Source organism: Caballeronia sp. LZ034LL (assembly GCF_031451215.1).
Classification (GTDB): domain Bacteria; phylum Pseudomonadota; class Gammaproteobacteria; order Burkholderiales; family Burkholderiaceae; genus Caballeronia.
Genome location: NZ_JARUXR010000001.1, coordinates 1,487,538 through 1,501,685 on the forward strand (window position 1 = coordinate 1,487,538; position 14,148 = coordinate 1,501,685).

At 63.9% G+C, this 14,148-nt stretch carries 13 protein-coding genes; 2 read left to right on the plus strand and 11 right to left on the minus strand.

The genetic code is table 11. The features are described 5' to 3' along the window. Positions 1–2 precede the first annotated feature (2 nt). Positions 3–2,093: a hydantoinase/oxoprolinase family protein gene (locus QCE83_RS06865; RefSeq protein ID WP_309808313.1), complete on the minus strand. Its 2,091-nt coding sequence runs from the start codon at positions 2,091–2,093 to the stop codon at positions 3–5. Between the two features lie 188 nt (positions 2,094–2,281). On the opposite strand from QCE83_RS06865, the gene QCE83_RS06870 reads away from it, so the two are divergent. Both QCE83_RS06870 and QCE83_RS06875 read left to right on the plus strand, forming a co-directional pair. Continuing rightward, the gene (locus QCE83_RS06870; RefSeq protein ID WP_309808314.1) at positions 2,282–3,211 is read left to right on the plus strand and encodes a LysR family transcriptional regulator; all 930 of its coding nucleotides are present in this window, start codon (positions 2,282–2,284) and stop codon (positions 3,209–3,211) included. A 171-nt stretch (positions 3,212–3,382) separates the two neighbouring features. Further along, positions 3,383–4,294, plus strand: coding sequence for a LysR family transcriptional regulator (locus QCE83_RS06875; RefSeq protein ID WP_309811520.1), 912 nt, complete (start codon positions 3,383–3,385; stop codon positions 4,292–4,294). On the opposite strand, the gene QCE83_RS06880 is transcribed toward QCE83_RS06875, so the two are convergent. The 10 genes from QCE83_RS06880 to leuC form a co-directional block, all read right to left on the minus strand. Further along, a complete protein-coding gene (locus tag QCE83_RS06880) occupies positions 4,285–5,208 on the minus strand; it encodes an SMP-30/gluconolactonase/LRE family protein (protein WP_309808315.1) in 924 nt (307 codons plus the stop codon). The two genes, QCE83_RS06875 and QCE83_RS06880, sit on opposite strands and share 10 nt — an antisense overlap. A 15-nt stretch (positions 5,209–5,223) precedes the next feature. Continuing rightward, positions 5,224–6,216 carry an ABC transporter substrate-binding protein gene (locus tag QCE83_RS06885; RefSeq protein WP_309808316.1) on the minus strand — a complete coding sequence of 331 codons (993 nt, stop codon included), beginning with the start codon at positions 6,214–6,216 and terminating at the stop codon, positions 5,224–5,226. An 83-nt stretch (positions 6,217–6,299) separates the two neighbouring features. Further along, positions 6,300–7,142 carry a fumarylacetoacetate hydrolase family protein gene (locus QCE83_RS06890; protein WP_309808317.1) on the minus strand — a complete coding sequence of 281 codons (843 nt, stop codon included), beginning with the start codon at positions 7,140–7,142 and terminating at the stop codon, positions 6,300–6,302. A 15-nt stretch (positions 7,143–7,157) separates the two neighbouring features. Beyond that, a complete protein-coding gene (locus QCE83_RS06895) occupies positions 7,158–7,913 on the minus strand; it encodes an SDR family NAD(P)-dependent oxidoreductase (protein ID WP_309808318.1) in 756 nt (251 codons plus the stop codon). A 48-nt stretch (positions 7,914–7,961) separates the two neighbouring features. Next, the gene (locus tag QCE83_RS06900) at positions 7,962–8,768 is read right to left on the minus strand and encodes an ABC transporter permease (protein WP_309808319.1); all 807 of its coding nucleotides are present in this window, start codon (positions 8,766–8,768) and stop codon (positions 7,962–7,964) included. Beyond that, a complete protein-coding gene (locus QCE83_RS06905; RefSeq protein ID WP_309808320.1) occupies positions 8,749–9,603 on the minus strand; it encodes an ABC transporter ATP-binding protein in 855 nt (284 codons plus the stop codon). Before QCE83_RS06905 ends, QCE83_RS06900 begins: the two co-directional genes overlap by 20 nt. Next, the gene (locus QCE83_RS06910) at positions 9,600–10,625 is read right to left on the minus strand and encodes an ABC transporter substrate-binding protein (protein ID WP_309808321.1); all 1,026 of its coding nucleotides are present in this window, start codon (positions 10,623–10,625) and stop codon (positions 9,600–9,602) included. Before QCE83_RS06910 ends, QCE83_RS06905 begins: the two co-directional genes overlap by 4 nt. Before the next feature lie 102 nt (positions 10,626–10,727). Next, positions 10,728–11,807 carry a 3-isopropylmalate dehydrogenase gene (leuB, locus tag QCE83_RS06915; RefSeq protein ID WP_309808323.1) on the minus strand — a complete coding sequence of 360 codons (1,080 nt, stop codon included), beginning with the start codon at positions 11,805–11,807 and terminating at the stop codon, positions 10,728–10,730. 37 nt (positions 11,808–11,844) lie between these two features. Beyond that, positions 11,845–12,441: a 3-isopropylmalate dehydratase small subunit gene (leuD, locus tag QCE83_RS06920; protein ID WP_309808324.1), complete on the minus strand. Its 597-nt coding sequence runs from the start codon at positions 12,439–12,441 to the stop codon at positions 11,845–11,847. A gap of 2 nt (positions 12,442–12,443) precedes the next feature. After that, the gene (gene leuC, locus QCE83_RS06925; protein WP_309808325.1) at positions 12,444–13,874 is read right to left on the minus strand and encodes a 3-isopropylmalate dehydratase large subunit; all 1,431 of its coding nucleotides are present in this window, start codon (positions 13,872–13,874) and stop codon (positions 12,444–12,446) included. Positions 13,875–14,148 lie beyond the last annotated feature (274 nt).

Genomic DNA, 14,148 nt, shown 5'->3' on the forward strand with positions numbered 1-14,148 from the left:
GTTCAGGCTGCCAGTGCGTGAGTTGCGTGAGGGGCGTGAGGGGCGTTCGGTTCGAGGAGTTCGATGACGAGGTTGAGGTCGGGATCGACGCGGGCGACATGCGAGGCCTTGAGCACGGCACAACTGCTGTGCTCTTCGATGACCGCCGGCCCTTCGATCGTCGCGCCGACCGGAATCGTCGTGCGCGCGAACACCGGCAAGGTGCGCGGCCCGCCGTCGAGATACACCGTCCGTGTGCCCGTGGGCTGCGGGACTTCGCCTTCGGCCCGGTTGGCGACGCCGCCGCGCCAGCCCGTCGTCGTGACCAGTTGCAGCCGCACGTTGGCGATGACCACCGGCTTGTCCTTGCTGATGAAGTTCCACTGCCGTTGATGCGCATCCTCGAAAGCGCGCGCGAGCGATGCGCGGATGCCCGGCGCCGCGCCCTGCACTTCGACGGTGATGACATCGGGCTGGCCGGCATAGCGGCAGTCGGCCAGGCGCACCACTTTCACGTCGTGCGCTTCCACGCCGTGACGTTGCAGTTCGTCCATGCCGCGCGCGGTCAGTTCGTCGAGCGCGGCATGGACGGCAGCGTCGTCGATCATCGCGAGGTCGCTTTCCAGCGGGCTCTGATAGTCGTATTGCTGATCGGCGACCGTCATGCCGAAGGCGCTGAAGAGGCCTGGCAGCGGTGGAATCACCACGCGCCGGATGCCCATCTCGTCGGCCAGGTCGACCGCGTGAACCGGACCGGCGCCGCCATAGCAGATGTAGGAGAACTCGCGGGGATCGTAGCCGCGCTCGACCGTCATGATGCGGATGGCCTGCGCCATCAGCGCGTTGGCGACCGAACGCACCACTTGCGCCGCTTCCGGAACGGACACACCCAGCGGCCGGGCGATCACCTCCTCGACGACTTTCCATGCCGCCTGTGGGTCGAGCCTGAACTCGCCGCCCAGGAAATTGTCGGGGTCGATATAGCCGAGCACCAGATTGCAGTCCGTGACCGTGGGACGCGTGCCGCCGCGCCCATAGCAGGCCGGGCCGGGATCGGCGCCGGCGCTCTCCGGCCCGATGCGCACGCCCCCGCCTGCATCGATCCATACGATCGAACCGCCGCCCGCCCCGACCGAATCGATGTCGATGCTCGGCGAGCGCACCGTGTAGGTGTGAAGCAGGCTCTTGTTGCGCAACTCCGGCCGGAATTCACGGATCAGCGATACATCGAAGGTCGTGCCGCCCATGTCGCCGAGAATCGCGTTCTTCAGCGCGCTTTTCTCGCAGTTGCGGATCGCCGCGGACACGCCGCCCGCCGGACCCGATTCGAGCAGCACGATGGGTTTGTCCACGACCATCGCCGGGCTCGCGAGACCGCCGTTCGACTGCATGAACAGGAACTTGCCCGCGAAGCCATGCTGCGCCAGCGCGCTGATGAGCCGCTCGATATAGCGGCCGCATACGGGTCCGAGCATCGCGTTGATGACCGTGGAGCTGGTCCGCTCATATTCCATCGCCTCCGGATTGACCTCGTGCGATGCGCAGATGAAATGCTCCGGCAGCAGACGGCGCAGCGTGTCCACCGCTTCGCGCTCATGCTGCGGATTCACATGCGCGTGCAGGAAGCACACGGCGACGGCTTCGATATCCGACCCGCGAATCCGTGCGGCGAGCGCTTCGAGTTGCGCGTGATCGAGCGGCGTCTCGACCCGCCCGTCATGGCGCAGCCGTTCACTCACTTCGAGCCGCCAGCGGCGCTCGACCAGCGGCCGCGGATTGTCGAACAGCAGGTCGTAGAGATCGGCGCGATCATGCCGCGATACGCGCCTGAGTTCGAGGATGTCGCGAAAGCCTTGCGTGGTGATGAGTGCCGTCTTCGCACCGGTGCCCTCGACGACCATGTTGGTCGCCATGGTGGTGCCATGACCCAGGAAGGCCACCTCGGCGCTGTCGGCGCCCGACAGCTGCAGGATCTTGTCAAAGCCTTCAATCGTGCCGATGACGCGATCCCTGGGCGTCGTGGGCACCTTGGTCGACCAGATGCGTCCCGTCTCGTCGTCCACCATGACGACGTCCGTGAACGTGCCGCCGACGTCGATACCGATTCTTTTCAATTTTGCCTCTCTCCGGGTGATGGGATGTTCTTCTGATCTGCTTGCTCATGGCGCCTGTGTTTTGGCATGATCGAGCGCGCCGCCAGCAGCGCGTGCGCTGAAGAACAGTGACAGGCCCAGTGTAGAGAGGCATCGGTGCGGCCAGATAATGAAACCTTCGGATCAGGTGAGACGTTGGAGTTATATCGGTGATAACCAGTATCGACGCGATATTGAGGCGCCTGCGCGGCAATCATGTCGCGCTGTTGATTGCGCTCGACGACCATGGCTCGCTGCGCAAGGCGGCGCACCAGGTATCGTTGTCGCAACCCGCGACAACCAAGTCCTTGCGAGAAATCGAAGCCATGTTCGGCGCCGAGCTGTTCTCGCGCTCGCCGCGCGGCATCGTGCCGAACGAACTGGGGCGCTGCGTGATTCGTCACGCGCGCGCGGTTCGGTCCGAGATCGGCGCGCTGCGCGACGAACTCGCCGCCATCCTGCGCGGCGGCGGCGGCACGCTGGCGATCGGCGCGGTGATGGGCTCGATGCCCGAGTGGCTCACGCCCATCCTGCGATCCATGCGCGAGGTCCAGCCGGACATTTCCGTCGAAGTGTGGGAGGACAACAGTGCGCGCTTGTTGTCGATGCTCGACCAGCGCTTGCTCGATGTCGTCATCGGACGGCCGAGCATCAGCGTGCATCCCGACGCTTACGATTTCATTCCGCTCGAAATCGAAGAAGTGTGCTTTGTGGTCGACGGCGCAGATGCGCTGGCGCGCGCGAAGAAAGTGAAGCTGGCCGAACTCGGCGATAACCCATGGATCGTGCCGCAAGCCGCCTTGCCGATGCGCTCGCTCCTCGAGCAACTGTTCGACGACGCGGGCGTGCCGTTTCCCCGCTATGCGATCGAGACGTCGTCGACGTTCGCCACGCTGTCGTTGTTGCGTTCGGGACCCGGGACCATCGCGCTCATGCCGCTCAAGGTCGCACAGTACTTCGAAGAACACGGCATGATGGCGGTGCTGCCGATCAAGGTCGAGCGGCGCGGCGCACCCTATGGCATCGCCACGCGACGCGGAGCGACGCTCACGCAGCCGGTGCAGCGGTTCATCGAATTGTGCATGGCGAAGAAGGCCTAGCCGCTTGTGTGCGCATGCGGGAAAGTCCATGCGTCGATCCGTCTCTCGAAGGGTCGGCCTCCGGATGCCATGGCCCGGAGATGACCGCCAATTGACTTGCAGCTGACTCCGTGGCTATGCTCGCCTCATATGTAAGCATCGCGACAAGAGATCGCGTCCATGGAGACTGAGTTGCGCTTCGACCTACAATCGCTGAAGCTTTTCGTCGCCGTCTGCGAGCACGGCAGCATTGCGCGGGCAGCGGAATTCGAGAACATTGCGGCTTCGGCGCTCAGCAAACGCATGTCCCAGCTCGAGGACATCCTCAAGACCGCTTTGTTCGTACGCAGCAACAAGGGCCTGGAACTGACAGTCGCAGCCGCCGCGCTGCTGCAACATGCCCGCACGCTTCTGCTCGACATCCAGCAGATGGAAAGCGAGCTGCTCGATCATGCCGAAGGCGTGCGCGGGCAGATCCGGCTCCATGCCAGCCTCTCGACCATCGTCCAATACATCGCGAAAGATATCCGCGATTTTCTGGACCAGCATCCGGGGCTGCGCATCGACCTGCAGGAGAGTCTGAGTCCTGCTGTCGTGCGGGCCGTGTCCGAGAACACGGCTGATATCGGCGTGTTCGGCGGCACCACGGTCACGGCCGGACTGAACGTTTATCCCTATCGCAGCGACCGCCTGGTCGTCATCATGCCGCCCGATCATCCGTTGAGCCGCGCCGGCCGCGTCAAGTTTCGCGAGGTGGCCCAGTACCCGTTCGTCGGTCCCCAGGAAGGGAGCTATCTGAATTCCCTGGTGTTGCGCGCAGCGGCCGATCTCGATCATCCGCTCAAGCTGTCCATTCGCGTCAACGGCTTCGAGCCGGTCCGCAGCATGGTTGAAGCGCACCTGGGCGTGGGCCTCGTGCCCGACCATCACGCGGAACGCTACGTCAGCTCGGCGCCGCTGGTGGCAGTCAGTCTGGACGAACCCTGGGCCGAGCGGAACTGGAAGATCTGTGTGCGCGAGGCCGAATCGCTTCCCGCACCCGTACAGCTCTTTCTGACGCACCTCCGCGCGAGTGCGCAGCAGCAGGCCGGCAATCATGAATAGGCGAGCTTCAACCCGGCTTGCGGCCATGAGAGCGCACCGAGGCGCCCGGTTCCGGACATCGTGACATAGGCGGTCTTCATGTCGGCGCCTCCGAAGCAGATGTTCGTCACCATCCCGTCCGGCACCCTCACCTGCCGCAACACCTCGCCGGACGGCGCGACCACGGTGATGCAGCCCGTGACGAGCGTCGCCACGCAGATGTTTCCTTCCGCATCCACCGCCAGGCTGTCGAAACGCTGATAGCCGGGCAGTCCGCACACCAGGCGCCCGCCGTGCGGGGAGGGATAAGGATGCTTGCGTGCCCTGCCCGGTTCCTCCAGATCGAAGGCCCACAAGCGCGCTGTTTCGGTTTCCGCGACATAAACGACGCGGTCGTCCGGCGAAAGTCCCACGCCATTCGCGGTCGTCAGCGGATAGGCGACTTCGACGATCGCCGAGCCGTCGGCACGGCCATAGTACAAACCGGCATGATCGCGATCGCGTAGCCGGTTCTTGCCAAAGTCCGTGAAGTAGAAGCCGCCTGAGTGATCGAACACGATGTCATTGGGTCCGCACAGCGGGTGCTCGCCACAGCGGTCGTAGAGGGTGGTCAGCGAGCCGGTACGCGGGTCGAAGCGTTCGATCCGGCCGCTCGTGTAGCTCGGATGAACGCCGGGACGGGTGCGATTGAGACCGGCAACGGTGCGGAACAGGAATCCTCCGTTGTTGCAGACGTAGAAGATGCCATCCGGTCCGATAGCCAGACCATTCGGCCCGCCGCCCGTGTGCGCGAGCACGCTCACCGTACCGTCCGCCGATACGCGGCTGATGGTCTCGCGCTCGATCTCGACCAGCACGACCGATCCGTCGGACATGGCCACCGGTCCTTCCGGAAACAGCAGGCCTTCCGCCAGGATGCGGATTTCGCTTTCCATGCTCGTCTTCTCCGTTCAGCGCTTGTCGGCGTTCTCGACGAAACGATTGTCGTAGGTCGCCTTGAGGTCGATCGGCGCATGGCCGAGATCCGGATCGAAGGCAGTCAGTACATCGTGAACCGTACGCGCCGCAGCGTCCGTCATCAGGCCGTCCCGCGAGATGCAGCTTTGCATGTTGGCATAGGCACGCGCGAACACATCCTTCTCGGCGAGCGCATATTGCGGCGGAACCGCGGCGGCGACCTGCTCGGGCGTCGCATGCGCCATCCAGCGCTCGGTTTCGACGATGGCGTTCGTGACCGCCTGGACCGTGTCCGGATTCTTGTCGATGAACGCCTGTGTGGTGTAGATCGCGGCTTCCGGATAGTCGCCGCCCAGGGTGGCGCGCGTGCCGGCCGGGTCCCGCATCACGGCAAGCGGAAACAGATCGCCGCTGTCCTGCAGCACTGTTGCGACCGGATCGTTGCTCATCAGGGCATCGATCTGTCCGCTGCGCGCTGCGGCAATGGCGCCGGCCGACGAGCCCACGCCGATGATGGACACGTCGCCTGGCTTGACTCCTGACTTGCTCAGCAGGTAGTTCACGCCCATGTGGAAACTCGAACCGGGCGAACTCACGCCGATGCGCATGCCCTTGAGATCAGCATACGATTTGACCTTGCCGTGGCTTGCGCGCGTCGTGCCAAACACCCAGCCGGGGCATGAGGCCAGCGTGACGAACGACACCAGCTTCTGTCCTTTGGCCGCCATGGTGATCGTATTGGAGTACGCCCCCGCAACGATGTCGGCGCTTCCCCCCATCAAGGCCTGCAAAGCCTTGGCGCCGCCACTGAAGACGCCGATCTCCACATCGAGGCCAGCCTGCTTGAAGTATCCCCGGCTGTCCGCAATCACGAACGGCAGATAAGGAAAGCCGACACCGGCCGCAGCCAGATGCAGCCTGGGCTTCTCCGGAACGGGCGCCTGACTGGCGGCCGGCGCATTCGAGACGAATGCCCAAGCGGTCATTGCGACGAGAACCTGGCGACGAAACGCTGACACAGCGGCTTTCTCCCTTGAATGCCTGTTGCGCAAGCACGGCCTGAAGCATCTCAGCCCTGCACGACGTTCTGACGCTGCTGGCCGAGCCCTTCGATGCCGAGCGTCACGACATCGCCTGTCTTCAGATACACCGGCGGCTTCTGCCCCATACCGACGCCGGGCGGTGTTCCTGTCGAGATGATGTCGCCGGGTTGCAGCGACATGAACTGCGACAGGTACGACACGAGATAGCGCACGCCATACACCATCGTGGCCGTACTGCCGGTCTGATAGCGATGACCATTGACCTCCAGCCACATCGGCAAGGATTGCGGGTCGGGTATCTCGTCCGCGGTGACGAGCCATGGACCGGTCGGGCCGAAGGTATCCGCGGATTTGCCCTTGGTCCATTGCCCTTGCCGTTCCGCCTGGAACGCGCGCTCGGACACATCGTTGATGACGCAGTAGCCCGCGACATGACTCATCGCATCCGCTTCATCGACATACTTGGCGGTCTTGCCGATCACCACGCCCAACTCGACTTCCCAGTCAGTCTTCGACGAGTTGCGCGGAATCTCGATCGTGTCGTTCGGACCAACAATCGCGCTGGTCGCCTTCATGAAGATGATGGGCTCCGGCGGGACCGTCGCGCCGGTTTCGGCGGCATGATCGGAGTAATTCAAACCGATGCAGATGAACTTGCCCGTGCCGCTCACGCAGGCGCCCAGCCGCGGCGTCCCCGTCACGCGCGGCAGCGACGCGATATCCAATGCCCTCAACCGCGACAGGCTATCGGGCAGCAGAACCTCGCCGGCGATATCGCCGACATGCCCCGACAAGTCCCTGACATGCCCCTCGGCATCGAGGAGGCCCGGCTTCTCCTGGCCTGGCAAACCATAGCGCAACAGCTTCATGGATCAATGCTCGCTTCAATAGGTGGCGCGTCCGCCCGAGAGGTCGAAGACGGCGCCGGTGGTGAACGAGTTCTCTTCGCTGACGAGCCACGCGATCATGGCGGCAGCTTCATTGAGTTCGAGGAACCGGCCGCGCGGGATCTTTCCCAGCATGTATTCGATATGCTCCGGCGCCTGCTCCATCGCGCCGGGCGTGCGCGCGACGGCGGGCGTGACGCAGTTGACCGCGATGTCATGACGCGCCAGTTCCTTTCCCAGCGACTTGGTCATCGCGATGACCGCTGCCTTGGCGGAGCTATAGGCCGCGGCATTCGGATTCCCTTCCTTGCCCGCGACGGAAGCAAGATTGACGATGCGCCCATAGTTCTGGCGGATCATCTCCGGCACGACGGCGCGGCAGCAATGAAACGTCCCGTTGACGTCGATATCCATCACCTGTTTCCAGACATCGACCGGATAGTCGATCAACGGCGCGTTCGGGCCGACAATCGCCGCGTTATTGACGAGGATATCGATGCGCCCCGTGCGTTCGATCGTGCCCGCGACAGCCGCCTGAACGTTGGCATGGTCGGCGATATCCACCCGTTCGAAATGGACATCGTGCTCCGCCAGTTGCGCGCGTGCCTGCTCGATGCCTGCCGGATTGACATCCCATATCACCAGCCTCGCGCCTGATTCAAGCAGCCTGCGGCCTACTTCGAGACCGATGCCTTGCGCGCCGCCCGTCACGACCGCCACGCGGTTCGTCAGATTGATTTGATTCGTCTGCAATTGAGTTCCTCGAGGTTGAAGCGCCTGGTTGTCAGGTATGGACCTGGCTCAAGCATTCGCGGCAACGGTCTGCCCGGCGACAGGACGCCAGCGCAGCAGATAGGCTTCGATCATCGATACCGCTGTATCAAGGACCAGCGCGAAGACCGTCAGCACCAGAATGCCCGCGATGACCGAGTTGATATCGAAGACGCCTTCGGCCAGCAGGATCAGATAGCCGACGCCTTTCTCGGAACCCAGGTATTCGCCCACCACGCTGCCGACAAACGCGATGCCGATCGCGTTATGCAAGCTCGAAAACACCCAGCTCGTCGCGGAAGGCAGGTACACGTGCCGCATCAGCTGGCGCGGGTTCGCGCCCAGCATCCGGGTGTTGGACAACACGGTCGGACTCACCTCGCGGACACCCTGGAACACATTGAAGAACACGACGAAGAACACCAGCGTCACGCCCAGCGCCACCTTCGACCAGATCCCGAGCCCGAACCAGAGCGCGAAAATCGGCGCGAAGATCAATCGCGGCATCGAGTTCATGGCCTTGATGAACGGATCGCAGACCACGGCGAGAAACGGGCTGAGCGCGAGCCACAGGCCGCACCCCAGACCCAGAATCGTCCCGATGGCAAACGCCAGCAAGGTCTCGAGCAGGGTCGTGTACAAGTGACGAAACACCGAACCCGTCACGAACCACTCGACGATCCGCCGCGCCACGCCCACCGGCTCGCCGAAGAAGAATGACGACAGCCACTTCTGCTCGGTCCCGAGCCACCACACGAACAGGAAGCCGAAGAGGATCGCGAGCCGCGTCACGAGGACGGTGATGCGATTGTTGGGATCAAACTCGATTGCGCGCATAGCTTTTCAGGACCTCGCCTCGAAGCACATCCCAGATCTGGGTGTGCAATTGAAGGAACCGCTGCGTCATCCGGATCTCCGACATTTCCCGCGGCCGCTCGAGGTCGATCTCGAACTCGGCAATCGGCCGCGTACCCGGTCCCGCCGACAGCACGATGACCCGATCCGATAGCGAGATGGCTTCCTCCAGATCGTGCGTCACGAACATGACGGACTTGCGGTCGTTCGACCACAGGCGCAACAGCTCGTTTTCCATCAGATGGCGGGTCTGGATATCGAGTGCGCTGAACGGCTCGTCCATCAGGATGATGCGGGGATCGAGCGCCAGCGCTTGCGCGAGACCTGCGCGCTTGCGCATTCCGCCGGACAGCTGGTGCGGGTATTTCTTCCCGTGCCCATGCAGCCCCACGCGTTCGAGCCAGCCCCGTGCAACCTCCAGGGCTTTGTCGCGCGGCATGCCGCGAAAAATCAGGCCCATGGCGATGTTGTCTTCGGCCGTCTTCCAGGGCATGAGCGCGTCGACCTGGAACAGATAGGCCGCTTGCGTGTTCAGGCCGTGCGTGAGCTTCTTGCCGAACACGCTCAGACTGCCCGACGAGGGTCGGGTAAGGCCGGCGGCGACGTTCAGCAAGGTGGACTTGCCGCACCCCGTAGGACCGACGATAGAGACAAACTCGCCATCGCCGATCGTCAGGTTGCTTCCGGAAACCGCGGTGTAGGTCTGCGCCTTTTTTCCGTTGCCGGCGAAGGTACAGGTGATGTTGTCGAAGCGCAGCGCTTCACGCACCTCGGTGCGTTCGCTTTGCCGCGCAATGTCATATGCCGCGGTGCTCATGGCTGGACCTCCGCCGCCTTCCTCACGAACCGGTTGTCGTAGGTCGTGGCGAGATCGATCTTGGCCGCTGCCACCGCCGGGTCGAAGGCAGCCAGCACCTGATGCACGGTCTCGGCGCCCTTCGGCGTGATCTCGCCGTTTTGCGCGATGCAGCGGCGGCTGTTCGTGAAAGCCTCGGCATACAGCGTCTTGTTGTCGCCCAGATATTGCGGCGGCACATTCTCCGCCACTTGCTGCGGCGTAGCCTTGGCGATCCACTTCTCCGCGCGCACGATGGCATTGGCGACGGCTTGCACGGTCTTCGGATTCTTGTCGATGAAATCCTTGGTCGCGAAGACGCTCGACTCCGGATAGTCCGAGCCGAACACCTTCACGTTGCCGTCGGCCGTGCGCATGTTCTCGAGCGGTCTCATGCTGCCGTCTTTCGTCAGGATCGTCGCGCTCGGATCGTTGACGATCAGCGCGTCGATCTGTCCCGCCTGCATGGCCGCGACCGCGCCGGCCGCCTGCCCGACGCCGATGATGGAGACGTCGGATGGCTGCAGCCCGGCCTTGTGCAGGATGTAGTTCACGGCCATATGCGTGCTGGAACCCGGCGCGCTCACGCCAATGCGCATGCCCTTCAGGTCCTTGGGCGACTTGACATCCGCTCCATGTTTCTGCGAGACGCCGAAGATCCAGCCGGGGCAGATCACTTGCGCCGCCACCACGACCAAGTGCTGGCCCTTCGTCGCCATGGTGATCGTATTCGAATACGCTCCGGCCACCATGTCGGAGCTGCCCCCGAGCAAGGCTTCGAGCGTCTTCGAGCCTCCGGAGAACGCTGCGATCGTGACGTCCAGGCCTTCGTCCTTGAAGTACCCGCGCTGCTTGGCGACCAGCATGGGGAGATAGGTAATGCCCGTGGACGCTGCGGCAATGTGCAGTTCCGGTTTCTCCGGCACGTCCCGGGCCAACGCCATGGGCGATGCACATGCGATGTCCAGCGCTGCGAACAATGCCACTGCAAGCTTCAGCTTCATGGTTGTCTCCTCCCTTTCCGGGATGTGGGTGCGAAAGACTGCGTGGGAAGGGCCGGCATCCCGGGCGCGCCACGCGCAAACGATGCCGGCCGCCTCGCGGCGCTATCCGCCCTGCACGACGTCTTTTCGCAATGCTTCGACGACCGCGTCTCCCATGTCCCGGGTGCCGACGCTTCGCGTGCCTTCCTGTTGCAGGTCGGCGGTGCGATAGCCCGCCGACAGCACCGCGCGCACTGCCTTTTCGACGCGAGCAGCAGCGTCTTCCATCTCGAAGCTTTCGCGCAGCATCATCGCGAGCGAGAGAATGGCCGCCAGCGGATTGGCCACATCCTTGCCGGCGATATCCGGCGCCGAACCGTGTACCGGCTCGTACAGTCCCTTGCGGCCATGGCCCAGCGACGCCGAAGGCAGCATGCCGATCGACCCGGTCAACATGGCCGCGGCGTCCGACAGGATGTCGCCGAACAGATTGCCGGTGACGATCACATCGAACTGCTTGGGCCGGCGCATCAGCATCATGGCCGCGGCGTCCACGAACAGATGGCTCAGTTCGACATCCGGATAGTCGCGCCCGACGCGCGTGACCGTTTCGCGCCACAGCTGGCTTGCCTCCAGCACGTTGGCCTTGTCGACCGAGCAGAGCTTATGATGACGACGGCGCGCCGCTCCGAAGGCCGCATGCGCCACGCGCTCCACTTCCGACTCCGAATAGCGCATCGTATTGAAACCCACCCGCTCTCCGGCAGCGTTCGTTTCGAAACCGCGCGGTTCACCGAAGTAGGCGTCGCCATTCAGTTCACGCACGATCACGATATCCAGTCCGTCCACCACCTCCGGCCGCAGGGTCGATGCCCCGATCAGCTCCGGAAACATGTAGGCCGGGCGGAAGTTCGCGTACAAGGTGAGCGCTTCACGCAGTTGCAGCAGGCCGGTTCCAGGGCGGCGTTCACGCGGAATGCCGGCCTCGTCGGCCACCCCTACCGCGCCGAACAGGATGGCATCGGCCTTGCGCGCCACGTCGAGTGTCGCGTCCGGAAGCGGCACGCCATGCGCCTGAATGCCGGCCTCGCCAATCGGCGCTTCCTGAAGCTCCGCGTGCGGCGCCACGACGTGCAGCACCTTGAGCGCCTGTGCGACAACTTCGGGACCGATACCGTCGCCGGGCATCACTGCAATCTTCATCTGAACTCCTCCAGAGTCATGTTATAGAGTCGCGCCTTCAGAACGGGGCGGCACGGTTGCGCTCGAAAGCATCGATGCGGTCTTGATGGGAAAGCGTGAAATCGATCTCGTCCATCCCCCGCAGCAGGCACGCCTTGGCGAAGGGTTCCAGGTCGAATGCATGCGAGGCGCCATCGGGCAAGGTCACGGTCTGTGCGGACACATCGACGGAAATCCGGCGCGCGTTCTCGCTGGACAGGCTCTCGAGAAGAGGAAGGACGATCTGCTCCGGCAGCACGATGGGAAGCAGGCCGTTCTTCAGGCAGTTGATGAAGAAGATATCGCCGAAGCTCGGCGCGATGACCGCACGAATGCCGTAGTCATACAAGGCCCAGACAGCATGTTCGCGCGACGAGCCGCAACCGAAGTTGTGATTTGCGACGAGGATGCGCGCTTCGCGAAACGAGCTCCGATTCAAAACGAACTCGGGTCTTTCCACGCCATCCGGGCCGAAGCGCAGTTCACGAAACAGGAACTGACCGAAATCGTCGGAACGCGGCTTCTGCAGGAAGCGTGCGGGCAGGATCTGGTCGGTATCGCAATTGATGGCGACGATCGGCGCGGCCGTGGCGTCGAGATGAATCAGGCTTTCCATCGTCATGCTCCCAGAAGGCGCCGCACATCGACCAGACTGCCCGTGACCGCCGCAGCGGCCGCCATGGCCGGACTCATCAGATGCGTGCGTACGCCCGGTCCCTGACGGCCCACGAAATTCCGGTTCGACGTCGAAGCGCAGCGCTGTCCCGGCGCGGCAATGTCGCCATTGGTCGCCAGGCACATCGAGCAGCCGGGGAAGCGCCACTGGAAGCCGGCTTCCTTGAACAAGCGGTCCAGCCCTTCCGCCTCGGCCTGCGCCCGCACCTCATGCGAACCCGGCACCACCCAGGCCTCGACGCCGGACGCGACGTGCCGGCCGCGCGCCACCTCCGCCGCGCTGCGCAGGTCCTCGATGCGCCCGTTCGTGCACGATCCGATGAAGACCCGGTCGATGGCCACGCCCTCCAGCGCGGCGTGCGGCGGCAAGCCCATGTAGTCGAGCGCCTTCGACATGGCCGCGCGTGCATCCGGATCGGACTGCTGCGCGGGATCGGGGGCGCGTCCGTCGATGCCGCATGCATATTCAGGCGTGGTGCCCCACGTCACCATGGGGGCGATGTCGGCAACGTCGAGATGCACTTCCCGGTCGAAGATTGCGTCGGCATCGGTGACCAGCGTTTGCCAGTGCTGCATCGCGCGATCCCACTGCTCGCCCGTCGGCGCGTAGGGACGTCCGGCGAGGTACGCATAAGTGGTCTCATCCGGCGCGATCATGCCCGCGCGTCCGCCGGCTTCGATGGTCATGTTGCAGAGCGTCAAGCGGCCTTCCATCGACAGCCCGGCGATCGCCGACCCCGTGTACTCGATGACGTGGCCCGCGGCGCCCGCCACGCCGATTCTCGCGATGACGGCGAGAATCAGGTCCTTGGCGGATACGCCCGGACCCGGCGTGCCATCCAGCGTGACCCGCATATTGCCCGACTTGCGCTGCCAGAGGCATTGGGTCGCGAGCACATGAGCGACCTCCGTCGCGCCGATTCCGAACGCGAGCGCGCCCAGCGCTCCATGTGTCGACGTGTGGCTGTCGGCGCACACGACCGTCATGCCCGGCAGGCTCAACCCCTGCTCGGGCCCGACCACGTGGACGATGCCGCGCCGCGTGTCGTCCATGTCGAAGAGAGTAATGCGGGATTCGCCTGCGTCGCGCTGCAAGGCCTGGATCATGGCGCGGCGTTCCGGATCGGCTACCGCCGACATGTCGTTCGCGACGCTGGAAACGTAGTGGTCCGCGGTGCCGAAGATGCGCTCGGGCGAGCGTGGCTTGAGCCCGCGCTGACGCAAGAGGTCGAAGGACTGCGCGGTGACGTCGTGGATGAAATGCCGGTCGATGAACAACAGGTCCTGCCCGTCGTCGCGCGACATGACGCGGTGACGGTCCCAGATCTTGTCGTAGAGCGTGCGCGGGCCATCCGCTGCCTGATCGGGATGCATGGGCTTGTCTCACTCCGTCAATGCGCCATTCGCGAAGGCATGCCTTCGTGTGGCGAGTCAATGTTGTGACAGCATCATGCGCCAGGCGAACCGCGTTGTGCCTGCTTTTTCGGAAGGGCACCATCGTCAAGCGCGATGCTGAAAACAGGGCTGCGGAGATGGCCGATGACACCGCCCTGCTCTTTCAACGCATGACCTCGAGATGACCCACTGCCAACGCAACGGTCAGCTCCTCCAACAATGGTGCGAAGCGCATAGACGCTTTCATACGCGA

Coding starts and splice junctions, on each gene's coding strand:
- QCE83_RS06880 (WP_309808315.1), bottom strand. CDS start 5,208: ATGGAAAGCGAAATCCGCATCCTGGCGGAAGGCCTGCTGTTTCCGGAA.
- QCE83_RS06885 (WP_309808316.1), bottom strand. CDS start 6,216: ATGACCGCTTGGGCATTCGTCTCGAATGCGCCGGCCGCCAGTCAGGCG.
- QCE83_RS06890 (WP_309808317.1), bottom strand. CDS start 7,142: ATGAAGCTGTTGCGCTATGGTTTGCCAGGCCAGGAGAAGCCGGGCCTC.
- QCE83_RS06900 (WP_309808319.1), bottom strand. CDS start 8,768: ATGCGCGCAATCGAGTTTGATCCCAACAATCGCATCACCGTCCTCGTG.
- QCE83_RS06905 (WP_309808320.1), bottom strand. CDS start 9,603: ATGAGCACCGCGGCATATGACATTGCGCGGCAAAGCGAACGCACCGAG.
- QCE83_RS06910 (WP_309808321.1), bottom strand. CDS start 10,625: ATGAAGCTGAAGCTTGCAGTGGCATTGTTCGCAGCGCTGGACATCGCA.
- leuB (WP_309808323.1), bottom strand. CDS start 11,807: ATGAAGATTGCAGTGATGCCCGGCGACGGTATCGGTCCCGAAGTTGTC.
- leuD (WP_309808324.1), bottom strand. CDS start 12,441: ATGGAAAGCCTGATTCATCTCGACGCCACGGCCGCGCCGATCGTCGCC.
- leuC (WP_309808325.1), bottom strand. CDS start 13,874: ATGCATCCCGATCAGGCAGCGGATGGCCCGCGCACGCTCTACGACAAG.